We start from the raw sequence: 21,866 nt of genomic DNA, 5'->3' as shown, positions 1-21,866 counted from the left end.
GCTAGAGGTAGGGCGACAGCAGCCGGGCCAGCCCATCCCTGAGGCGGATGGGCAACGGCCGGGCGTCCACCTGGGCGCGGGTGATGGGGCGCGAGCGCAACAGCCGCTCCTCCACCACCGCGTCCAGCCGGCCCGCCAGCTCCGCGTCGTAGCACTCCACGTTCAGCTCGAAGTTGAGCCGCAGCGAGCGCGGGTCCCAGTTGGCGGACCCGATGAGGCCCCACTCGCCGTCCACCACCATCAGCTTGGTGTGGTCGAACGGCGGCGCGGTGAGGAACACCCGGCAGCCGGGCCCCAGCACCTGCCAGAGCTGCGCGGTGCTCGCCCACTGCACCACCGGCAGGTTGCCCTTCTCCGGCAGCACCACGTCCACCCGCACCCCGCGCAGCGCCGCCACGTTGAGCGCGGTGATGAGCGCCGCGTCCGGCAGGAAGTACGGGGTGATGATGCGCACCGACTCGCGCGCGGTGGCCAGCGCTCCCAGCAGCACCGTGCGCAGCGTCTCGAAGTCCTCGTCCGGCCCGTCCGGAATCCCCCGCGCCAGCACCGTCCCCGCGGGGCGGATCTCCGGGAACCACGTCTGGCCCGTCAGCCGCTCGCGCGTGGTGAAGACCCAGTCCTCCGCGAACGTCTCCTGCAGCTGCCCCACCACGGGGCCCTCCAGCCGGAAGTGCAGGTCCCGCGCGGCGCGCTCGCCCGGCCAGAAGTGCTCGCGGATGTTCATGCCCCCGGTGAAGCCCACCGTGCCGTCCACCACGAGGACCTTGCGGTGGTTGCGCAGGTTCATGAACGGCAGCCGGTACGGCATGAGCGACGGGAGGAAGCGCGCGGCCGTCACGCCCTCGCGCTTGAGCCGGCCCAGAATCGTGGGCCACGTGTAGCGGGCGCCCACCGCGTCCACCAGCACGCGCACCGCCACGCCCCGCCGCACCGCCGCGCCCAGCGCGGCCGCGAAGGTGCGGCCCGCCACGTCGTTGTCGAAGATGTAGCTGCACAGGCTCACCGACGTGCGCGCCCCGGCGATGGCCTCCAGCATGGCCGGGTACGCGTCCGTCCGGGACTCCAGCACCGTGACGCGGTTGCCCGGCAGCAGCGGCCGGTGCATCACCGCGTGGCCCAGCCGCGCCAGCGGCGCCAGGTGCGCGGCCCGGGGCTGGGTCATCAGCAGCGCGCGGTCCGGCAGCGCCTCCAGCCCCTTGGTGGGCGGGAACTGGCCGTGCTCCCGCAGCGGCGCCAGGGACAGGGCCCGCCGGCGGATGCGGTTGATGCCCAGCACCAGGTACAGCACCGCGCCCAGCACCGGCACCAGCCACGCCAGCCCCACCCAGCCCACCGCCGCGCGCACGTCGCGCTTGTGCAGCACCGCGTGCGCGCTGGCCAGCACGCTCACCAGCACCGTCAGCACCGCCGCGACGTGCGGCCACGCCGCCTCCAGCCACGCCAGCACGTCGGCCATTTCGTACGAGGAAGGAGACACGAGCCGTCCCCGCCTATACACGTGCCCGGCCCACAACGCAGCGCGCTGCCGCGGGGGCCCCTCACGCCGCGCCCCGTCGACTTGACGCACGGGAGCACGGGGTGCATGGTGGTTGACCCTTTCCACCCGGATTGCGAGCACGTCGGACGCGCGTTGTGGGTCGCCCCTGGGTCCCTGACTGATTCGCGGGCAGCATCGTCCGATTTCCGAACAGTCCCGCCCGCCCCCGAAAAGCGATGGGCGCAGGCCGCGTTGAGCCTCCCCCTGTCAGGTCCGTTTACATCCCGGCCGCCCCGCGCGGAGCGCGGATAGTCCAGGGATGGCCGGTGTGTCCGCTATTCCTGCTCCAGGGCCCCGCTGGCCCGGGGGTTGCTCATGGGCAGGGCGCGCCGGGCGGTCGACGGCACACGGCGAGGCGCCCGGGTTCTGCGACGGGCGGGGCCGGGCGCACGCGCGGTCCCCACGACTTTGACTCACCCGGTGGAGGTCCCCGCCGCCACGCGCCGTGGCGACGGAGGCCGAAGCCCCTGGCCGGAAGGTTTCCTTCTCACGCGGAGGGGGGAGCCTTCCGGCCTTTCTTCCCGGGGTCGGCTCAGCGGGCCAGCTCCTGGCTGAAGAAGATGAGCGTCTTGGAGTTGTCCTCGGCGCTCTCGATGTCGAGGCACTCCAGCTCGCCGCTCTCGCTCTCGTCCGCGTAGATGCGCGCGGGCTTCAGGATGCGGTGGGTGATTTCGTCGTCGTCGCGGCCGGCGATGATTTCGACCACGCCCTTGTCGCTGCCCTTCTCCTCGAGCGAAATCTCGATGAGCGGCAGGTCCTGGGCGAGCGGCTGGTCGCCCAGGTCGGTGCCCTCCACCTCGATTCGCACCGGGTGGTCCTTCTCCATGTTGGTGAGCAGGGCCAGATAGTCCGCCCAGCCCTCCCGGGGAATCTCACGCGTGTGGTCCGCACGGTCCATGTGTGCTGCCCTCCGGTTTCACGGGTGTGGCCCAACCGTAAGGCGCGTGGGCGCCGCGTGAGAGCCGGGCCCGCACTCCCGCCGGGTCGGGGAGTGCCCCACCGAGCCCCCGGCGCCGCGCGGGCCACAGGACTACTCCGCGACGCAGCGCACGCCGTCGCCGTCGCCGTCGCCGTCGCCATCCATGACCAGCCGCACGACGGAGGCGGTGCCCGGCTGCCCGAAGTGGGCGTAGGCGGCCTGCTCCAGGAGGGGGGCGAGCGTGGTGCGCAGGCCCCGGGCGCCCGTCTCGCGCTTGAGGGCGCCGGCGATGACGTGCTCTCGCACGGCGGGCTCCACCGAGAGGTGCAGGCCCTCCTGCTCGAACTCGCGCTCGTAGGCGCGCAGCACGTTGTGCTGGAGGATGTCGCCCAGCGTCGCCGCGTCCAGCGGCGCGAAGGACACCAGCCGGTTGAACCGGCCGATGAGCTCCGGGATGAAGCCGTAGCGCGCGAAGGCCGTCGTCTGCTCCAACTGCTCCTGCGTCACGCTCGAGGCGATGGACTCCTCCTTCGTGGCGCGGGGCTCGCGGCCGAAGCCCAGCCGCTCCTCGCGCGCCATCCCCTCCGCGGTGGCGCGCAGGCCGCTGAAGGCGCCGCACGCGATGAAGGTGACACAGGACAGCTCCATGGTGTCGGGCTGCAACCGGCTGGTGAAGCCGAAGTCGGCGGGGAAGTCCGCGCGGGAGGCGGACAGCAGGTGCAGGAGGCTGCGCTGCACGCCGAAGCCGCTGACGTCCTTGGTGGTCTGCTGGCCCGCGAAGCGGCTGTCCGAGCGGCTGGTGGCGAGCTTGTCGAACTCGTCCATGCAGACGACGCCACACGCGGCCCACTCCGCGTCCCGGCCCGCCACCTCGTGCAGCCGCGACAAGAGCGTGTTGACGTCGTCGCCCACGTAGCCCGTCTCGGAGAACTGCGTCGCGTCCGCGAGCACCGTGGGCACGGCGAGGATTTCGCGGAACAGCAGCTCCACGAGGAACGTCTTCCCGGAGCCGGTGGGGCCCAGGAACATGCAGTTCTCGCGCTGGCCCGGCTCGGGGGCCAGGCCCTCCAGGTGCAGCCGGCGGATGCGGCGCAGGTGGCGGTAGGCGAGCACCGCCGCGGCGCGCCGCGCCTCCGCCTGACCCCGGTAGCCCAGGTCCCCCAGGCGCGCGTCGATTTCCCGCGGGGACAGGACCTCGATGGCCGCGACCCGGTCGCGCACGTCCACGCGGGGGGGACGGGACTCCAGACCAGGTCGGGCGACGGTCATTCCAGGGGACTCCATGCGAGGCGGGCCGAGGTCGACGGCGCATCATCCCGGCGGCGCGCCCCATCCACAAGCAGGTCGGACTCCCGCCGCTTCCCACCCCGTCCGTCGGGCCCGGAACGCACGGGGGGCCGCGAGGGCGGCGGCGCGGGCGCCCGGCCGGCCGGCGGGGTGGCGCGCGGGGTCCGTCCCCTGGTGCCCACTGCGCGGCGCGTGGGGTGCCCACCCGTGAACATCCGACCCGGGTCTCCCCCTACCTTGGAGGCGCCAGCGCTCCCTCCCGGCGCCGACGTGCATTACACGGTCAGGCACATGAGCACTGTGGGCGAGGCAGGCGTGGCGCGGGAGGAGCAGGTCCCCGCGCTGGGGGCATGGGTGGAGGCGGGCCCGCGGGTGCGGTGGCGCGTCTGGGCGCCGGGGCACCAGCGCGTGGAGGTGGTGCTCCACGACGCGGAGGGCGCGCCGGGGCAGGTGCTGGCGATGACGCCGGAGCCCGGGGGCTGCTTCGGCGCCGTGCTCGAGGGGCGGGGCGCGGGGGTGCGCTACAAGCTGCGCGTGGATGGCGAGGGGCCGTTCCCGGACCCGTGGTCGCGCAGCCAGCCCCAGGGCGTGCATGGCCCGTCCCAGGTGGTGGTGGCGGACTTCCCGTGGACGGACGCGGCGTGGAAGGGCGTGCGGCCCGAGTCGCTGGTCCTCTACGAGGTCCACGTGGGCACGGCCACGCCCGAGGGCACCTTCGAGGCGCTCATCCCGCGCCTGGACGACTTGAAGGCGCTGGGCATCACCGCGCTGGAGCTGTTGCCGGTGGCCAGCTTCCCCGGCGCGCGCAACTGGGGCTACGACGGGGTGGACCTGTTCGCGCCCGCGCAGGGGTACGGCGGGCCGGAGGGCCTGCGCCGGCTGGTGGACGCCGCGCACGCGCGCGGGCTCGCGGTGCTGATGGACGCCGTCTACAACCACTTCGGACCGGACGGGAACTACCTGCGCGTCTACTCGCCGCACTACTTCACCGGCCGCCACCACACGCCGTGGGGCGACGCGGTGAACTACGACGGCGAGGGCAGCCGCGTGGTGCGCGCCATGGTGCTCGCCAACGTGGAGATGTGGATTCGCGACTACCACCTGGACGGCCTGCGGCTGGACGCGGCCCACGCCATCCTCGACGAGGGCCGGCCGCACCTGCTCACCGAAATCGCCGAGCGCGCCCGCGCGAGCGCCCCCGGCCGCCAGGTCCACGTCATCGCCGAGGACGAGCGCAACGAGCGGCGCCTGGTGCTGCCGCGGACGCGGGGCGGCCACGGGCTCGACGGCGTCTGGGCGGACGACTTCCACCACCAGCTCCGGCGCGCCTTCGCGGGGGACAGCGAGGGCTACTACCAGGACTACACGGGCAGCGCGGAGGACCTCGCGCGCACGCTCGTCCAGGGCTGGTTCTACGAGGGCCAGACGTCACCCAACCGGGGCCACGCGCGCGGCACGAGCGCGGAGGGACTGGAGCCGTGGCGCTTCGTCTTCTGCATCCAGAACCACGACCAGGTGGGCAACCGCGCGTTGGGGGAGCGGCTGGGGCACGACGTGTCACCGGCCGCCTTCCGCGCGATGAGCGCGCTGCTCCTGCTGTCGCCCTACACGCCGCTGCTCTTCATGGGGCAGGAGTGGAACGCGAGCACGCCGTTCCTCTACTTCACGGACCACCACGCGGAGCTGGGGCGGCTCGTCACGGAGGGGCGCCGCCGCGAGTTCGCCAGCTTCTCGCGCTTCGCGGGCGAAGCGGTGCCGGACCCGCAGGCCCCGGACACCTTCACGCGCTCGCGGCTCGACTGGAGCGAGGCCACGAGGCCGGCGCACGCCGGGGTGCGCGCGCTCTACCGCGAGCTCCTGCGGCTGCGCGCCCACGACCCCGCGCTGCGCGAGGCGCGCCGGGGCTCCTACGACGCGTGGGCCCAGGGCCAGGACGCGCTGGTCCTGGAGCGCCGGGGCGACGGACGGGTGCTCCAGCTCTGGCTGAACCTCCAGGGCGCGTTGGAGGCACGGCCGCCACCCGGCGCGGAGCCGGTGCTGTGGACCGAGGCGCCGCGCTTCGGTGGCGCGCTCGAGGCGCCTCCCCTCCAGCAGGGCGTGCTCCGCCTGGAAGGTCCGGCGGCGGCGCTCGTGCGCCTGTCCCGGTAGCGCGTCGTGGAGACACGCAAGGGGAGGGGGTCCCGGTGGGGACGTGGGCGCGCGCGCGCGTGGAGCGGGCTCGTCCTGGCGGCGGTGCTCCGGGGCGGCGCGCTCGCGCGGGCGTCGGAGCCGGAGCACGTGCGGGAGTGGGCGTTCGCGCTGGCGGGCAAGGACCGGTTCGGCGTGGCGATGCTCTACCCGTCCCGCCTGGGGGGCGAGTCGTGGACCCTGACGGACGCGCCGCTGGAGGACCCGCGCTTCGACCCGCGCTCGGTGCTCACGCGCAACGAGGACGGCTCCTGGAAGGCGCGCGACCCGGAGCTGCGCATGCAGGTCTTCACGTCCGAGGGCTACGACGCGTCGCGCATCACCACGTACGACCGCGAGGTGCTCGCCCGCCGCGGCTACATGCAGTCCCCGGCGGACTGGCACAACGTCGAGATGACGGGCTTCGTGAGGCTCAACGCGGCCACCGTCATGACGGACAACTTCGACTGGTACGCGCGGGGCGGGCGGCACAACACCGAGGCCGCCGGCTGCGAGGGCAGCAGCTACAAGGCGGGGTTGCACTACGACGGCCGGGTCCGCTGGCAGAAGGAGTCCTGGCACGTCTCGTACGTCCACGCGCCCTTCCTCCCGGCCGTCTCGCCGCTGCTGGGCCGGTGGGTGGGCTTCAAGGCCGTGATGCGCGACGTCAGGGTCGGCGGGCGGACGACCGTGCGGATGGAGAGCTACGTCAACGACAACGCGGACCAGGTGACCTGGCGGAAGGTCTACGACTGGGTGGATGCGGGGGCCTGGGGCGGTGACGCGGGGCATTGTGGTGGCGGGGTGGGGGCCGCGCCCATCACCTGGGGGGGACCCATCGCCACGTTCCGGTGGGACAACGCGACGGATGTCGACTTCAAGTGGTTGTCCGTGCGTGAAATCCAGCCCGAGTAGGGGCGCGAGGGTTCTGCGGGTTTCACCGGCGGTGGCTCGAGGTCGACACGAACGGCTTCCCGTGCTCAGCATCCGCCCCCATGAACGTCCAGACCGCTTCCGCCTCGTCCGACCGTATCTGGGAGAAGGAGATCCTCCCGGCGCTCGAGCGCTACATCCGCATCCCCAACAAGTCGCCCGCCTTCGACCCGGACTGGGTGAAGGCCGGCCACATGGAAGCCGCGGTGCAGCTCATCGCGGAGTGGTGCCGGGCGCAGGCGCCGCACCTGCCCGGGCTCACGCTGGAGGTCGTCCGCCTCAAGGACGAGCAGGGCCGCGACCGCACCCCGGTCATCTACATGGAGGTCCCCGGCACGCGCGGTGACGACACCGTGTTGATGTACGGCCACCTGGACAAGCAGCCGGAGATGACCGGCTGGCGCGAGGGCCTGACGCCGTGGACGCCGGTGCGCGAGGGCGACAAGCTCTACGGCCGCGGCGGCGCGGATGACGGCTACTCCGCCTTCGCGTCGCTGACGGCGCTGCGCCTGCTGCGCGAGCAGGGCATCCCCCACGCGCGCACGGTGGTGCTCATCGAGGCGTGTGAGGAGAGCGGCAGCTACGACCTGCCGGCCTACATCGAGGCGCTGGCGCCGCGCATCGGCAAGCCGTCGCTGGTGGTGTGCCTGGACTCGGGCTGCGCCAACTACGAGCAGTTGTGGATGACCACGTCGCTGCGCGGCATGGTGGCCGGCAACCTGCGCGTGGACGTGCTCACGGAGGGCGTGCACTCCGGTGACGCCAGCGGCATCGTCGCGTCGTCCTTCCGCGTGCTGCGCCAGGTGCTCTCGCGCGTGGAGGAGGAGGGGACGGGCCGCGTCACCGTGCAGGGCCTGCACGTGGAGATTCCCCAGGCGCGCCGCGAGCAGGCGAAGGCCGCCGCGAAGGTGCTGGGCGAGGAGGTGTTCTCCAAGTTCCCCTGGGTGCCCGGCATGCGCCCCATGTCCGATGACGGCGGGGAGCTGGTGCTCAACCGCACCTGGCGGCCGGCGCTGTCGGTGACGGGCGTGGAGGGCATGCCGTCGCTGCAGAGCGCGGGCAACGTGCTGCGGCCCTTCACCACGGTGAAGCTGTCCATGCGCATCCCGCCCCGGCTCGACCCCAAGGCCGCGCAGAAGGCGCTCAAGGACGCGCTGGAGAAGGACCCGCCGTACGGCGCGAAGGTGGCGTTCGAGGGCGACAAGGCGAGCGTCGGCTGGGACGCGCCGCCGCTGGCGGACTGGCTGTCGCGCGCGGTGGAGACGGCGTCCTCCACGTACTTCGGGCGGCCGGCCATGGCCATGGGCGAGGGCGGCACCATCCCCTTCATGGGCATGCTGGGGGAGCGCTTCCCGGAGGCGCAGTTCCTCATCACCGGCCTGCTCGGCCCGGGCAGCAACGCGCACGGCCCCAACGAGTTCCTGCACGTGCCCACCGGCAAGAAGCTCACCTGCTGCGTGGCCGCCGTCATCGCGGACCACTTCAAGCGGTAGGCCCGCATGGGATGTGCGGGGGCCAGGCGCCCCCGCCGTGCCCCGCAGGTCGAGTGACGGATGCAAGGCATTGGGGACCGCTGGGGTGGCCCCCGTCAGGCAATCATGGTGGACGGTCGAGTAGTCTTTGACTCCATGGGGAGGACACGACTCGGGTCGTGCTCAACTCCTGTTTCATGGAGGTATCGAAGCTCATGTTCAACCGTCTCAATCGTAGCTCGAGCAGGTCGCCGGTCAGGCAATCCCAGCCGACGTCCCAACCCACCACGAACGCGGCGACGCAGAAAACGCCGCCTGCGCCGCCGCCCCCGCCCCCGCTGCCTTCGAGCTCGTTCACGAAGGCCTCCACGCAGCCGCAGAAGGTCAGTCTGCAGTCCCCTCCTCCTCCCGGGGCACCGCACCCTGGCTCCGCGTCCACTTCCAACCTCTTCGGGGCGAAGAAGACCCAGAACGCCAGCCCGTCGTCATCGACGTCGACGCAGCAGTCTCCCATCAAGGACGTGCCCGGGACGACCCAGCCCATCGCGGCGACCGGCAAGTCGGGGATGGACAAGACGTACTTCCACAACGAGGGGGAGAAGTTCGGCTGGCTGGCGACCTCGTCCGAAGTCGTGGAACAGGAGGTGAAGGCCTATCAGAAGCTGGAAGGGCTCGACGGCATCCACCTGCCCCAGCGCATCGAGGTTCCAGAAGGGGGGAAGGGGCCGACGACGACCGCCATCCCTGGAAAGGAGGTGCCCGCGACGGGGTTCTTCATCGAGCACCTGGATGTCTCTGCCAAGTTCAAGCCCAAGATGCTCGCCGTGAGCGCGGACTCCTCACTGGGGGATGGGATCAGCAGCAAATACAACAACCTCTCGCCGGCCGCGAAGAACCAGATGCACCAGGACCTCCAGGCCATCGACAAGCACATCAAGGACATCGCGGGCACCGTGGGAGAGTTGACCCTCACGCTCGACCCCGCCTCGGGGCACGTCCGTCTCCTCGACGTCGGGCCCTCCAAAGGGCAGGTCGGTGGGGATGAGCTGGCGGAGCAGGCCTTGAAGGGGTTGGCCAATCTGGTGAAAAAGTGCCCGCAGCCTCCATGAGGCCCCGTGCACCGGACTCCGTCTGATGGTCCGTGTCGCGTCCCTGGGGGCAATCCCTTGCATGGGACGCGACAGTCCTCCCGACCAGGAGGGATGGGAGGGCGAGGTGGGTCTGTCCTCCAGTCCATGTCTGCCCTGGACGCGCCGGACCGCGGCGTTGTGAGGGATTGGCGCGACCTCCTATTCCACGCCTCCCCGTCGTCTGGTCGTCGGACGGCGCGCCGGACGCGCGGGTGCGCAGCGTTCACCAGAATGGGAGCGATGACATGGCAGGCGAAAAGTCACGGGTGGTCACCACGCGGGAAGGCCAGGTCCAGGGCGCGCTGAACGAGGGGGTGTGGTCCTTCAAGGGGATTCCGTACGCGAAGCCCCCTGTCGGGAGTCGGGGCGGGCTGCTCCCTCCAGGCCCGACCCCGCGCTACGTGTCGTGCTGCGAGGGGGTGGGCTTCATGTGCTCGAGCGAGTACTTGGGGTAGTCCCTGGCGTAGCCCAGCTTGTTCATGTGGACGACGGCGAGGTTCACCAGGTCGTCGAAGCTGTTGGCCTTGAACTCACCCGTGTTGGGGTCCATGAGCTTGAACTCGCCGGCGTCGAAGTCGACCTTCATCCCGACGACATGGCCGGGCCCCGCTTCCGGCAGGAAGCTGAGGCGGTAGTACCCGTCCCGGGGATAGAGCTCGTCGCCGTTCGTCGGCATGCCGTCACCGCCGTTGGCCAGCTCCGTGCCGAGCTGCTGGATGTCCTCGGGGTCATCATGGGCGACGGGTGTGTCGCCGGGCGTGTAGCGCAGGCAGAGCTGTCGCTGGAGATGCTCGGCGAAGTTCCCGGTGATGGGCGCCTTGATGGCCAGGCGCTTGAGGGGGAGGTTCGCGCATTGGTCCCGGAGGACGCCGTCGCTGATGTCCTGGACCTTGGCGAGCATGCCCTTGATGTCCCGGAACGTTTGCTTGGACTGGGCGCCCAGGCGCTCCAGCTCCTTCTGTTCGGTCGGTGAGAGCGGCTGCGTCTTGGCCTTCTCCTCCAGCGCGGTCTTGCCGGCCCGGAGGGTGTCGAGCTCGGCCATCTTGGTGTCGATTTCGCCGAGGAGGTGGTCCTTGTGCGCGATGGCCCCGTCGTAGTTGTTCTGCTTGTTGACGAACATGTCGAACTTGTTCGCGAGCTGGTCATGGAAGCCAGCGGGGTCGCCGTGGTTGTCGTTGCCGATCCAGTGCTCCACCATGACGCTGCAGACGCCCGCCGCCCTCCCCGCCTTGATGTCGGGGTGCTCGGTCTGGTTGATGTGGTGCAGGAGCTGGGCGTTCGGGCACTCGTTCCGGATGGAGTTGAAGAGCGTCCGGGCCTCCTGGCCGACACCCCAGCTGTGCGCGGGCGTCGAGGGGCGCGTGTTGTAGCCCAGGGAGCCCCTGCGCGCGTTCAGCGCGGCCTGCTGCTCCGCCGTGGGCGGAGGGCTGGGGGCCCGCTGGGCATGGGCGGGGGCGTTCGCGTCGAACCGGGTGGGCGTGGGGTGCGCGGTCGTGGGGGAACCGGGAGTCGTCCCGTGGGATTGCGCGACGGGCGTCGTCGGGGGAGAGGGGGTGGAGGCGTTGGACCGCGAGGCATTGGACGGCGTCGTGGTGAAGGGGCGCGGCGAAGGCGTGCGGCTGATGGGGGGCACGGGCGGCTCCGGGCAGAGGGCTGGAATAGCTTCCCCCAGACGGCACACCGTGTCATGGCCTCGCGGGTGGAGGTGCGGGCCCGGCGCCGGAAAACCCTGCTGGGATGCGGACTTGCGTCCCGGGGGCAATCCCTTGCATGGGACGCGACAGTCCTCCCGACCTGGAGGGATGGGAGGGCGAGGTGGGTCTGTCCTCCAGTCCATGTCTGCCCTGGACGCGCCGGACCGCGGCGTTGTGAGGGATTGGCGCGACCTCCTATTCCACGCCTCCCCGTCGGCTGGTCGTCGGACGGCGTGCCGGACGCGCGGGTGCGCAGCGTTCACCAGAATGGGAGCGATGACATGGCAGGCGAAAAGTCACGGGTGGTCACCACGCGGGAAGGCCAGGTCCAGGGCGCGCTGAACGAGGGGGTGTGGTCCTTCAAGGGGATTCCGTACGCGAAGCCCCCTGTCGGGAGTCGGCGCTGGAAGGCCCCGGAGCCCATGGCCCCGTGGACGGGGGTGCGGCCGGCGCTCGAGTTCGGGGCCTCGCCGCCCCAGGACCGGCAGGCCTGCATCGACACGGGCGCCGGCGACCCCGGGAAGCTGAGCGAGGACTGCCTGTTCCTCAATGTCTGGACGCCTCGGACGGAGGTGGGCGCGAAGCTGCCCGTCGTCTTCTGGATTCACGGCGGGGCGTTCATCCTCGGCGCGGGGCACCTGCCGGCGTACCTGGGAGGGCCGCTGGCGGCGAAGGACGTGGTGATGGTCACCTTCAACTACCGCCTGGGGCACCTGGGCTTCTTCGCCCACCCGGCGCTGGAGCGGGAGAGCCCGGGAGGCCCGGTGAACTTCGGGTTGTTGGACCAGATTGCCGCGCTGGAGTGGGTGAACCGCAACATCGCGCAGTTCGGCGGGGACCCGGACAACGTCACGGTGATCGGCGAGTCCGCGGGCGCCAAGAGCGTGCTGTCGCTGTACGCGTCGCCGTTGGTGAAGGACAAGCGGTACTTCCGGCGGGGCGTGGCGCTCAGCTCGTACGTCATCAACGAGCTGCCCCGGGACGAGGCCGTCTCGCGCGGCACCGTCTTCGCCAACGACCTGGGGCTGACGGGAGACGAGGTGACCCCGGAGCAGTTGCGGGCGCTCCCGGGGGACGACTTCTGGATGCGCTCGCCCGGGACGGTCGTCACGCCCTCGCCCGTGGTGGGGGACCCGGTGTTGCCCCGGACGATTCGCGCCGCGTTCCGCGACGACCACGCGTTGAGGGTGCCGCTCATGCTGGGCAGCACCAGCTTCGACTCCAGCGTGGCGTTGGCCTTCGGCATCGACCCGAAGGACATCATCGAACGGTTGGGCAACCTCGCGGCGCTGGTGCGCCCCTACTACCCGGACGTGACGGACGACGAGGAGCTGGGGCGGCGCGTCTGCACCGACTTCGTGTTCACCGTGGTGCCCAGGCTCCTGGGGGACCACCTGTCGCGGCACGCGCCGGTGTACCGCTGCTTCTTCGACTACACGGCCGCGCGGCTGCGCCCGGACTACCCCCACGGCGTGCCGCACGGCCTGGACGTCCCCTGGTTCCTCTTCACGGAGGACCACTGCCCGCCCAACCAGGGCAAGCTGGAGGAGGAGGACCGCGAGTTCGCGCGGCGGCTGCAGACGCACCTGCTCCAGTACTTCCGGGGCGGGGAGCCGGGCACCAGCGACGGGCTCGCGTGGGAGCAGCACTCCAGCACCCATGACACCGCGTTGGTGCTGGGGGAGGAGCGCCTGCTGGCGCAGCCCTACCGGAAGGACCTGCTGGGGCTCGCGGTGCTCGCGGTGGGCCTGGGCCTCATCGACAACGCCATGCGCCCGCCCGCGGGGCGCCGGTCCACGCCGCCCGACCCGTACGCCGTCGCCACGTTCGGCCGCGCGGGACAGCAGGCGCAGGCGGCCAGGGGAGGGCGATAGCGCGTGAGGTGGTGACGCCATGGCGGAGGTCGTCCATGGCGTCACTGCACGTCGAGGGGGCGGTCGAGTGGAGCCGCCTCGTCCCCATCCTGAAGCAGTCAGCGCGCCGGCAGCTCGCGAAAGGTGATGCCGTCCAGCTTCAGCCGCTGCACCGCGTCCATGAAGCGTTCCGTGCCGATGACCATCGTGGCGAAGTTGCCCACGCGGAAGAGGTCCAGGTCGGTGGGGAGCGCGGTCGCATCCAAGAAGGGGTCGTCCGGTCGTTTGAACGCATGCCTGCCACAGGTCGGGCATGGTGGCGGGACATCGAGTGGCACGCAGTCCGGGTGGAGGCGTCCACGGGGAGGAATCTGGAACTCCAGGAGCGCTGGTGGAGTCTTCTGGCGGAACCGCAGGGCCGTCGGGCAGGCCTGGAGCCCCTGCAGGTCCTCCGACTGGAGCGCTGTCCAGGCCTCCTGCTGGATGAGCAGTACGTCGATGATCCAGGCGAAGGATGGGAGCTTTCCGAAGCCGGTTCCAGTCAACGGACCGAAGCCTGTTCCAGGAGGCAGCTCCGCGTTTGACGGCACCAGGGGGTGCACCAGCTCGCGCAGTCGCGCGAACTCAGGAAAGGGCTCGGGCCGCGCCTTCTCGAACGCGCGATGCTCCGACAGACGCGTCAGGTCGACACTCGGGAAGTAGTGCCCGGCGCCGCTCCAGGTCACGCCACAGGTCGGGCAGCTCGCGCCGGGCAGCCCCCACTGGTGTGAGCCGTGGACCTCTCCGCCGTATCCATTCGCGACCGCACGATCTTCCCGCAACCAGAAGACTCGCCTCATGGGTTCATGCTCCAGGGCGGGAATAGTACGGCTGGATGGGGCCCCCCATGAGCTGGAAACGATGAATGAGCTCCCCCGCGTGTTTGTAGATCTCCACGGGCGCCGCCGTCGGGTTGGATTCCTTGAAGTCGCGCCATGCCTGGTTCCACTCCCCACCGCGACCGCCCGCGCTGTGAATGCGGTAATGGAGGTCGCGTGGAATGGGCATGGTGTAGTCGTGGATCTTGACACCCTGGCGCTCGAACCACTCCTTCAGCTCACGTTCCTGCGGGAAGATGTGGTGCTTCTCCCAGCGTCCAGGCGTGAGCTGGCGCGAGGGCGGGAGGACGTTCGTCGGAGCCCCGTTCCAGTTCGGGAACGTCATGACGGAGCCTGGGGGGAGTTTCTGGCTCGCGCCCCAGTTCCTGCGGGGGCCGCTACCGGGGGCCGCCGCTGCCGCGGGAGGGCGCGCGGGTGGGAAGCGCGCCAGCTCGACCTCTCCCGGCATGTCCTCGCACCGATAGAAGCCGCAGGCGTCTTCCAGACAGAGGAGTGTGACGCACAGGTCTTCGTCGGGCGCGTTGCACTCCAGCTCCGCCTCTTCCCACGCCTGCTGGATGGGAGTCCTGCCGACGGTGGAGCAGCCCGCCCCGGACGCGACGACCCACAAGAGCACGAAAGCGTGGATGGCTCGCATGCGCTGGAAGGTTAGCGGTCCAGTCAATCCGTGGGCCACGTCACCGCGTCCAGCCCTCGTCGCGAGTGTCTGGCAGCGGCGTCACCCAGGATGGCGCGGGCTCCCAGGCCGCTCGGGCGTGCCGGCAGGGTGCTCGCTCCACCATGCCGGGCCAGGTCCTGCTGGAGCGCTCAGCGCCCCGTCTTGATGCCGAGGTTGCCGCCCGGCTGCGACGGAGGCGTGGGGCGCTTGGTGCCGGTGCCCGGCGGCTTGCCGTTCCCGGCGGGCTGGCGCCGCAGCTCCAGGCGCAGCTCGTCGTCGGCGGCGGACACCTCGCGCGTCACCGGCTCGTAGCCGTTGAGCGCCAGCGTCACCGACACCATGGGCGCGCCCTTCTCCAGCTCCAGCTTCATGGGCGTCACGCCGCGCTCCTCGCCGCCGATGCTCACCGTGGCGCCGGGGGGCTCGGTGATGACGGCCAGCGCCACCGTCTGGCTCTCCACCGGCTGCGCCGGAGTGGCGGGCGGCTCGCGCTCCACCTGCACCGGCCGCGTCGTCGGCTCCGGAGGCAACGTCGCCGCGCCCGCCGGGCCCCGCAGGACGACCAGCGCCACGGCCGCCAGCAGCAGCCCCGCGCCCGCCGCAATCACGGGCACCAGCGGGATGCGCCGGCCCGTCGGCTCCGGCACGCGGTCCATCGGCGCCGTGCCGCGCGTCCGGTCGTTCACCGGCGCCGCCGCGCCCTGCTGCTGCCGCGCGCTCGTCCCGGTGCCGCTCTTGGGCTGCACGCGCGACGGCACCGTCCGGTGTCCCGGTCCGCCCGGCACGCCGCTCAGCGAGGAGTTGGAGCGCGAATCCAGGTCCGCGTCCTCCGCCAACTGGTCCAGCTTCGCCGGGTCCGTCTCCGTGGCGATGCGGTCGGCGTACAGCTCGCGCAGGTGCGCGGACAGGTGCGCGCTGCTGGACGGCAACCGCAGGTTCAGCGCGTAGTCCTCCAGCGCCAGCCGGAACGCGCCGCAGTCCGCGTAGCGCGCCTCCGGCGTGGGCGCGAGCGCCTTGAGCACCACCTCGTCCAGCCCCGGCGGCAGCTTGGGGTTGAGCTGCGACGGCTTCGGCACCTGGCAGTCCTTCACCAGCCGCAGCGTCATCAGGTCCGAGTCCCCCTTGAACAGCCGCTTCCCGGTGAGCAGCTCCCACATCACCACGCCCAGCGCGAACTGGTCGCTGCGCGCATCCATGGCCAGGCCTCCCGCCTGCTCGGGGGACATGTAGGGGTACTTCCCCTTCAACACCCCCGTGGCCGTGTTCGCGCTGCTCGTGGCCGCCTTCGCCACGCCGAAGTCGATGACCTTCACCCCACCGTCGAAGCCGACGAGGATGTTTTGAGGTGAGACGTCCCGGTGGACCAGGTGCATGGGCCGGCCCTGGGGGTCCCGGGCCTGGTGCGCGTAGTGAAGACCCGCCGCGGCATCCGCGATGACGCGCAGAATCAAGCCCACCGACAGCGGCTTGCCCTGCGCCCGCGCGAACTTGTCGAGCCGCCGCACGTCGTCGCCCTGCACGTACTCCATGGCCAGGCAGTGCCGGCCTTCGATCTGCGTCAGGTCGAGGATGGTGATGAGGTTGGGGTGCGTCAGCCGCGCCACCAGCCCCGCCTCGTCCAGGAACATGGAGAGGAACTCATCGTCCTCGGCGAGGTGCGGCAGGATGAGCTTCAGCACCACCAGGCGCTCGAATCCCGTGCCGTGCTCACGCGCCAGGAACACCTGGCCCATGCCTCCGGACGCAATCTTCCGCAACAACTCGTACTTACCGAATGGAACCGCCATGATGTGAGAGGGAGGATATCTCCCTTTCTCACCCGGCGGGAAATGCCCAGTCGTCCGTCACCCCACATTCACACCCAACAGTAGGGGTGGGGGTAGGACTCAGGCCTTCATCTTGTAGCCGCTGCGGAGCACGAAATAGGTGACGGCGGTGGCCACCACGGCGACGCCCAGGAGGATGCTCCCCCCGTACAGCGGCGAGTACATGCTGCGGCCGAGCATCCCGTAGCGCAGCCCCTCCACCATGTAGACCATGGGGTTGAAGAGGCTGATGGTGTTCCAGGGCGCGGGCAGCTCGCGCACCGAATAGAAGACGCCGCCCAGGAACGTCAGGGGCAGCATGACGAAGGTGGGGAAGAAGTTGATCTGCTCGAACTTCTCCGCCCACACCGCCGCGAGCATGCCCAGCACGCTGAAGACGTAGGACGAGACGAGCAGGAAGTAGGCGGCCACCCAGGCGTGCTCCAGGCTGAAGCCCGTGAAGAGCGTGGCCACGGCCCACGTCAGGCCGCCCACCACGAGCCCGCGCACCATGGCGCCGCCGATGAAGCCCGCCATCAGCTCGCCGGGGCCCAGGGGCGCCACCAGCAGGTCCACCACCGTGCCTTGAATCTTGGTGATGAACAGCGACGAGGAGCTGTTGAGGAAGGCGTTGTTGGCGATGCCCAGGAACACCAGGCCCGGCACGATGAAGTGCAGGTACGGCGTGCCCGCCACCTCGTGGATGCGGCTGGAGATGGAGTAGCCGAAGACGATGAAGTACAGCGTGGTGCTGATGAGCGGTGAGAGGACGGTCTGTCCCGGCACCCGCATGAAGCGCCGGACCTCCTTCACGAACAGCGTCTGCATCCCGAGGACGTTCATGGTGTGTGCGCGCTTGCGAGGGCGAAGGGTTGTCAGGCGACCTGGGGCTGGGGCTTGCCGCGCAGGACCTCGAGGAGCACGTCCTCCAGGCGCGAGCGCCGCGTCTCCACGTCGGCGATGGGCAGCCCCTCCGAGTACAGCGCGCGCAGCAGGTCTCCCCCGGGGGCGGCGCCCTCGCGCTCCACGTAGGTGAGCGTGCGGCCGTTCTCGGACAGGCGGGCGGAGAAGCGGCGCGCGGCGTCGGACGGCGCGGACTGGGGCGCGTCGAAGGTGACGACCAGGCGCTTCTCGCCGAAGCGGCGCAGGAGCGTGGTCTTGTCCTCCACCATCAGCAGCCGGCCCTCGTTGATGATGCCCACGCGGTCCGCCAGCTCCTCGGCCTCCTCCAGGTAGTGCGTGGTGAGGACGATGGTGGTCCCCTCCGAAGCCAGCTTGCGCACGTACGTCCACAGGTCGCGGCGCAGCTCCACGTCCACGCCCGCGGTGGGCTCGTCCAGGAAGACGAGCCGGGGCTTGTGCACCAGCGCCTTGGCGATGAGCAGCCGGCGCTTCATGCCGCCCGACAGCGCGCGCGTCAGCGCGTCCTTCTTGTTGGCCAGGTTGAGCGCGGTGAGCACCTCGTCCACGCGCGCCTCGTCCCGCTGCTGCCCGTAGAAGCCCTGCTGGATGCGCAGCGACTCCGCCACGGTGAAGAACGGGTCGAAGTTGATCTCCTGCGGGACGAGCCCCACCTGGTAGCGCGGGCCCACCGAGTCCTGGTCCAGGTCCTTGCCGAAGATGCGGATGGTGCCGGCCGTCTTCTTCACCAGGCCGCACACGCTGCCGATCATCGTCGTCTTGCCCGCCCCGTTGGGCCCCAGCAGCGCGAAGATTTCACCCGCCCGGATGGTCAGGTCCATCTGCTGCAACGCGGTGAACGAACCGTAGCGCTTGGTGAGTCCCTGGAGCTCGAGGGCGGGTGTCGACATGGCGGCGCCTGCTGTAACACCTTCGGATGCGCCGCGCTCGCCTCGTGCGCCGGGCCACCTCGCGTGGAGACGACCCTCGGACGCCGTGTCCTACGCCGTGTCCTAGTCGATGACGATGCAGGGGAAGAAGGCGTCCACGGACGCCGTGTCGCCCGCCGAATCCATCACGGTGAAGGTCACCTGGGCCTGCAGGGACTCCGTGCACCGGCCGTTGCCCACCCGCGCGCCGTCCCGCCTGGGCATCAGGGGCAGGATGGTGGCGTTGGCGGTCCCCATCATGCGGCGTCGACGCCGTGTCCGGCGTGGGACCGTCACAGGCCACCAGGGGCGGGGTGGCCACGGCGAGGAGTGAACGGGGCCGCCCCCTGAACGCCAGCCCGCCCCTTCTGGACCCGGCCATGCCACCGCGGCGCCGCCGTGAAACTTTCGGGTGACACACTCCGGGTGACAGTCCGCGTCATGCGGTGCGGGCTTCTCAGGCTGTCTGGTTTTTGACAGCCTGGGGCCTTCCGCGAGGGTCCGGCAGGCGCGGAAGGCGCGGCGCCCCAGAGGGAGCGCGGCGCCCCGGGTCCGGACGAATCCGTCGGAGAAAAGGGGTCCCCCATGCCAGGTCAGCAGGGCTGGAGTGCGCGCGCGGTATTCACCTTGGGTATGTGTATTTTCGCGGTGGCTTGCAGCCGGGAGTCGCCGGTCCGGGAGCAGGAGGCGCCGGTGCCGGTGGCGGTGGCGCAGGCGGCGAAGAACGACGGAGCGGAGGTGCACAACCACGTCTACGTGCAGGCGTGGGGCACGGGGTGGCCGGGGCGCGTGTACCTGCCGAACGTCGAGCTGTGGGTGCGCGACGTCGCCACGGGCGTGGACAGCGTGCACGTGCGGTCGGACGGGCACGGCTTCTTCGGCGTGCCGCGTCAGCCGGCGGGCACGTATCGGCTGTGCTGGAGCGCGGCGGGGTTCGTCAGCGGCTGCCAGACGACGACGTTCGTCCTGGGGGACGACACGTACGTGATGCCGGAGCACCTGCCGCTGGTGGCGCTGCGCCCGCTGCTGTGGGGGCGGGTGCTGCTGCGCGGGGGCGCGGTGCCGTACCGGCTCCACTCCGCGCTGGGCATCGCGGTGGGGGCCACGGTGCGCGTGTCGAACCCGAGCACCGGCGGCAGCGTGGCCAGCGCGGCCCCGGTCAACGCGCAGGGCTACTACGCGGTGGGCGACGTGCCGGCGGGCACGTGGAGCGTGGTGGCGCAGGTGGAGAACGAGCAGGCGGTGACCGCGCTGGTGATGGGGACGTCGGTGATTCAGCGGGACGTGACGCTGCGCAACGCGCCGCCGGTGGTGCGCGCGCCGGTGGCGTGGCGGGGCTCGCAGGCGCTGCGCCGCGCGCTGCCCGGTGAGACGCTGTCCTTGACGGCCGAGGCGAGCGACTCGGACGGGGACCCGCTGGCGTGGCGGTGGGTGGCCTCCGCGGGCTCCGGCGTGGTGCAGGGCGAGGGCACCCAGGTCCGGTGGACGCTGCCGAAGAGCAACGGGCGGTTCAGCGTGTGGGCCGTCGTCACCGACAAGCGCGGCGGCGTGGCGACGAGCGAGCTGCGGCTGAGCACCCAGGGCCCCATCGCGTACTTCGGCGGCACGGTGGTGAACGCGGAGGGCAAGCCGGTGGAGGGCGCGCGCGTCACCGTCAACGGCGAGGGCGCGGACACCAACGCGCGGGGCGGCTTCCTCATGGGCGTGACGGAGGCGGACCGCTACGTCCTCAACATCCGCGCCACGGGCTATCAGCTCCTGTCGCGCGTGGTGCTCGACGAGGCCCCCGAGCGCACGTACCGGCTGGTGGCCGCGCAGGCCTTCACCATCGACCCCCTGGCGGAGAACACCCTGTCCGCGCGGGTGGGGACGGGAGAGCAGCGCCCGGTGCGCCTGACCATCCAGGCCAACTCGCTGGTGGACGAGGCGGGCCAGCCCGCCACGCAGCCCCTGACCGCGTGGCTGGCGCCGGTGGACCTGTCGGACCCGGAGGGGCGCATGCCGGGGGACCTGGCCGCGTTCGACCGCGAGGGCCGCGTCGTGACGCTGACCAGCTTCGGCGCCATGGAGGTCAACATCCGCGACGCGGAGGGCCGCCGCTACAACCTGCGGCAGGGCCTGCCCGCGAAGGCCATCTTCCCGCTCGACCCCAAGCAGGCGCAGGCCGGCGCGCCGCAGAGCATGCCGCTGTGGTTCTACCAGGAGGAGGCCGGCGTCTGGGTGGAGGAGGGGACGTTCGTGCTGGCCGGTGACGAGTACGTGGCGCCGATCCCGCACTTCTCCGTGTTCAACGCGGACATCGTCTCCACCGGCGCGGACTGCATGCGCGTGCACATCGACACCGCGCGCCTGCCCGTGCCGCTGACGGTGCGCATCACCATCCCCGGCGTGGGCACGCCCACCGTGTACACCACCACGTTCGACGCCGCGCTCAACGCGGTGACGCGCCTGCCGGCCAACACCCTCATCAAGTACGAGGTGCTCGACTCCAACGGCCTCGTCATCAGCACCGCCACCGTGAACGAATTGTCCGGCGCCGGCAACGCGAGCACCAACGACCTGTCGGTGCCCTACCCGTACAGCGTCTGCACGTCCGACGTGACGCTGACCCTGGGGGTGCCGCTGCCCGCGACGCCCAACTTCCTCAACTACTACGGCAACGGCAGCGCGGCGGACGCGGCGACGTACTACGCGGCCATCGACCCGGGGAGCACCAAGCTGACCCTGGCGGCGTGGAAGACGGCCAACGGCTTCGGCGCGGACGACGCCGCGGCCTTCTACTTCAACAACGGGGACCTGGGCTTCGGCCGCAGCATGCACATGAAGCGCTCCGGCGCGAACCGGGCCTTCTACGTCACCAACCACGCCAGCGTGGACCTCTCCATCTTCAACATCGCGCCCATCGCCACGGTGGCCATGGAGTACAGCCCCCACCCCACGCTGGGTGGCACGCAGTACACCAAGTTCTACGTCTTCGACGGGGCCGGCAACCGCGTGGACCGCGCGGACCTGGACGGCGGGGGCGACAAGTTCATCCCCCACCTGTGCAACGTCTGCCACGGCGGCGACCCGTTCACCGCCGACCCGCGCGGCGACACCAACGCCCGCTTCATCCCCTTCGACCTGGAGAGCTACCGCTACTCCACCATGGAGTCCCCGCCCGGCAGCGGCATCTTCCCGTGGTCGCGCGCCAGCCAGGAGGCCCAGTTCAAGGAGCTGAACAAGGCCGTGCTGGAGACCAACTTCACCACCACCGTCCAGGAGCTGGTGCAGGGCTGGTACGGCGGCGCCTCGCTGCCCAACACCACCCAGAACAGCACCTTCGTCCAGCCCAACTGGGCGGCGGCCGGAAAGAGCAACGCGTACCTCCAGGTGCAGGCCCCTTCGTGCCGCGCCTGCCACAGCACCCGCGAGGGCCAACTGAGCTGGCGGTACTGGAGCCTGGCGGGGGGGGGCAACGACTTCCAGGAGCGCTCCAGCATCTACTTCGCCGTGTGCTCGCCCTTCCGGCGCATGCCCCACGCGAAGCGCACGTACCAGAACTTCTGGTTGAGCACCTCGCCCCACCAGCCCAACGTGCTGGCCAACGCCGGAATCGCCGGGTGGACGCCGGCGGACCCCTGCCCGCAGTGAACGGGGACCCGGGAGGGGCCTGAAAGACGTCGGGAGGACGGCGGGCGGGATGCTCTCGTCTTGCGCCCGCTG

The 21,866-nt window shown here is 71.0% G+C and carries 17 protein-coding genes; 6 read left to right on the top strand and 11 right to left on the bottom strand.

Annotation, left to right across the window (positions count from 1 at the left end; all coding sequences use genetic code 11):
• Nucleotide 1: 1 nt before the first annotated feature.
• The 3 genes from cls to LZ198_RS05190 all read right to left on the bottom strand — a co-directional run bounded on the left by cls (nt 2) and on the right by LZ198_RS05190 (nt 3,725).
• Nucleotides 2-1,456, bottom strand: coding sequence for a cardiolipin synthase (cls, locus tag LZ198_RS05200; protein WP_253971097.1), 1,455 nt, complete (start codon nt 1,454-1,456; stop codon nt 2-4).
• A gap of 613 nt (nt 1,457-2,069) precedes the next feature.
• Nucleotides 2,070-2,435: a DUF5335 family protein gene (locus LZ198_RS05195; protein WP_253970760.1), complete on the bottom strand. Its 366-nt coding sequence runs from the start codon at nt 2,433-2,435 to the stop codon at nt 2,070-2,072.
• Nucleotides 2,436-2,567: 132 nt separating this feature from the next.
• Nucleotides 2,568-3,725 carry an AAA family ATPase gene (locus LZ198_RS05190; RefSeq protein WP_253970759.1) on the bottom strand — a complete coding sequence of 386 codons (1,158 nt, stop codon included), beginning with the start codon at nt 3,723-3,725 and terminating at the stop codon, nt 2,568-2,570.
• A gap of 309 nt (nt 3,726-4,034) precedes the next feature.
• Here LZ198_RS05190 and treZ point away from each other — a divergent pair, with 309 nt between their 5' ends.
• The 3 genes from treZ to LZ198_RS05175 all read left to right on the top strand — a co-directional run bounded on the left by treZ (nt 4,035) and on the right by LZ198_RS05175 (nt 8,335).
• On the top strand, nt 4,035-5,891 hold the full coding sequence (treZ, locus tag LZ198_RS05185; protein WP_253970758.1) for a malto-oligosyltrehalose trehalohydrolase: 1,857 nt from the start codon (nt 4,035-4,037) through the stop codon (nt 5,889-5,891).
• 6 nt (nt 5,892-5,897) lie between these two features.
• The gene (locus LZ198_RS05180; RefSeq protein WP_323381942.1) at nt 5,898-6,824 is read left to right on the top strand and encodes a carbohydrate-binding protein; all 927 of its coding nucleotides are present in this window, start codon (nt 5,898-5,900) and stop codon (nt 6,822-6,824) included.
• Nucleotides 6,825-6,904: 80 nt separating this feature from the next.
• Entirely contained in the window at nt 6,905-8,335 is a 1,431-nt protein-coding gene (locus LZ198_RS05175; RefSeq protein WP_253970757.1) for a M20 family metallopeptidase, read from the top strand.
• Nucleotides 8,336-8,438: 103 nt separating this feature from the next.
• On the opposite strand, the gene LZ198_RS05170 is transcribed toward LZ198_RS05175, so the two are convergent.
• Nucleotides 8,439-8,888, bottom strand: a complete 450-nt coding sequence (locus LZ198_RS05170; protein WP_253970756.1) for a hypothetical protein — start codon at nt 8,886-8,888, stop codon at nt 8,439-8,441.
• Here LZ198_RS05170 and LZ198_RS05165 point away from each other — a divergent pair.
• Nucleotides 8,881-9,423 (top strand): hypothetical protein, encoded by a 543-nt coding sequence (locus LZ198_RS05165; protein ID WP_253970755.1) that lies wholly within the window; start codon nt 8,881-8,883, stop codon nt 9,421-9,423. The two genes, LZ198_RS05170 and LZ198_RS05165, sit on opposite strands and share 8 nt — an antisense overlap.
• 418 nt (nt 9,424-9,841) lie before the next feature.
• Here the strand turns inward: LZ198_RS05165 and LZ198_RS05155 are convergent, their stop codons facing one another.
• Entirely contained in the window at nt 9,842-11,077 is a 1,236-nt protein-coding gene (locus LZ198_RS05155) for a hypothetical protein (RefSeq protein ID WP_253970753.1), read from the bottom strand.
• Nucleotides 11,078-11,419: 342 nt separating this feature from the next.
• On the opposite strand from LZ198_RS05155, the gene LZ198_RS05150 reads away from it, so the two are divergent.
• Nucleotides 11,420-13,012 (top strand): carboxylesterase/lipase family protein, encoded by a 1,593-nt coding sequence (locus LZ198_RS05150; protein WP_253970752.1) that lies wholly within the window; start codon nt 11,420-11,422, stop codon nt 13,010-13,012.
• Nucleotides 13,013-13,110: 98 nt separating this feature from the next.
• On the opposite strand, the gene sitI6 is transcribed toward LZ198_RS05150, so the two are convergent.
• From sitI6 to LZ198_RS05120, 6 genes are all read right to left on the bottom strand, one after another.
• A complete protein-coding gene (gene sitI6 / locus LZ198_RS05145) occupies nt 13,111-13,830 on the bottom strand; it encodes a SitI6 family double-CXXCG motif immunity protein (protein ID WP_253970751.1) in 720 nt (239 codons plus the stop codon).
• Between the two features lie 4 nt (nt 13,831-13,834).
• On the bottom strand, nt 13,835-14,506 hold the full coding sequence (sitA6, locus tag LZ198_RS05140) for a SitA6 family polymorphic toxin lipoprotein (protein WP_253970750.1): 672 nt from the start codon (nt 14,504-14,506) through the stop codon (nt 13,835-13,837).
• Between the two features lie 170 nt (nt 14,507-14,676).
• A complete protein-coding gene (locus LZ198_RS05135; protein WP_253970749.1) occupies nt 14,677-16,314 on the bottom strand; it encodes a protein kinase domain-containing protein in 1,638 nt (545 codons plus the stop codon).
• A 99-nt stretch (nt 16,315-16,413) separates the two neighbouring features.
• Nucleotides 16,414-17,175, bottom strand: coding sequence for an ABC transporter permease (locus LZ198_RS05130; RefSeq protein ID WP_253970748.1), 762 nt, complete (start codon nt 17,173-17,175; stop codon nt 16,414-16,416).
• 32 nt (nt 17,176-17,207) lie between these two features.
• Complete coding sequence (locus tag LZ198_RS05125) at nt 17,208-18,143, bottom strand: ABC transporter ATP-binding protein (RefSeq protein ID WP_253970747.1); 936 nt, start codon at nt 18,141-18,143, stop codon at nt 17,208-17,210.
• Nucleotides 18,144-18,245: 102 nt separating this feature from the next.
• A complete protein-coding gene (locus LZ198_RS05120) occupies nt 18,246-18,422 on the bottom strand; it encodes a hypothetical protein (RefSeq protein WP_253970746.1) in 177 nt (58 codons plus the stop codon).
• A 372-nt stretch (nt 18,423-18,794) separates the two neighbouring features.
• Between LZ198_RS05120 and LZ198_RS05115 the strand changes: the two genes are divergently transcribed.
• Nucleotides 18,795-21,794 (top strand): carboxypeptidase-like regulatory domain-containing protein, encoded by a 3,000-nt coding sequence (locus LZ198_RS05115; protein ID WP_323382079.1) that lies wholly within the window; start codon nt 18,795-18,797, stop codon nt 21,792-21,794.
• The last annotated feature ends 72 nt before the right edge of the window (nt 21,795-21,866 follow it).

This window comes from Myxococcus dinghuensis (genome assembly GCF_024198235.1).
GTDB classification, from domain to species: domain Bacteria; phylum Myxococcota; class Myxococcia; order Myxococcales; family Myxococcaceae; genus Myxococcus; species Myxococcus dinghuensis.
This window is presented reverse-complemented; position numbering and strand designations above follow the sequence as displayed.

Bases quoted from the DNA above. Each gene is read 5' to 3' on its own strand.
- cls (WP_253971097.1), bottom strand. From the start codon at position 1,456: ATGGCCGACGTGCTGGCGTGGCTGGAGGCGGCGTGGCCGCACGTCGCG.
- LZ198_RS05125 (WP_253970747.1), bottom strand. From the start codon at position 18,143: ATGTCGACACCCGCCCTCGAGCTCCAGGGACTCACCAAGCGCTACGGT.
- LZ198_RS05115 (WP_323382079.1), top strand. From the start codon at position 18,795: ATGTGTATTTTCGCGGTGGCTTGCAGCCGGGAGTCGCCGGTCCGGGAG.
- LZ198_RS05130 (WP_253970748.1), bottom strand. From the start codon at position 17,175: ATGAACGTCCTCGGGATGCAGACGCTGTTCGTGAAGGAGGTCCGGCGC.
- LZ198_RS05120 (WP_253970746.1), bottom strand. From the start codon at position 18,422: ATGATGGGGACCGCCAACGCCACCATCCTGCCCCTGATGCCCAGGCGG.
- sitA6 (WP_253970750.1), bottom strand. From the start codon at position 14,506: ATGCGAGCCATCCACGCTTTCGTGCTCTTGTGGGTCGTCGCGTCCGGG.
- LZ198_RS05150 (WP_253970752.1), top strand. From the start codon at position 11,420: ATGGCAGGCGAAAAGTCACGGGTGGTCACCACGCGGGAAGGCCAGGTC.
- treZ (WP_253970758.1), top strand. From the start codon at position 4,035: ATGAGCACTGTGGGCGAGGCAGGCGTGGCGCGGGAGGAGCAGGTCCCC.
- LZ198_RS05195 (WP_253970760.1), bottom strand. From the start codon at position 2,435: ATGGACCGTGCGGACCACACGCGTGAGATTCCCCGGGAGGGCTGGGCG.
- sitI6 (WP_253970751.1), bottom strand. From the start codon at position 13,830: ATGAGGCGAGTCTTCTGGTTGCGGGAAGATCGTGCGGTCGCGAATGGA.
- LZ198_RS05190 (WP_253970759.1), bottom strand. From the start codon at position 3,725: ATGACCGTCGCCCGACCTGGTCTGGAGTCCCGTCCCCCCCGCGTGGAC.
- LZ198_RS05135 (WP_253970749.1), bottom strand. From the start codon at position 16,314: ATGGCGGTTCCATTCGGTAAGTACGAGTTGTTGCGGAAGATTGCGTCC.
- LZ198_RS05175 (WP_253970757.1), top strand. From the start codon at position 6,905: ATGAACGTCCAGACCGCTTCCGCCTCGTCCGACCGTATCTGGGAGAAG.
- LZ198_RS05165 (WP_253970755.1), top strand. From the start codon at position 8,881: ATGGACAAGACGTACTTCCACAACGAGGGGGAGAAGTTCGGCTGGCTG.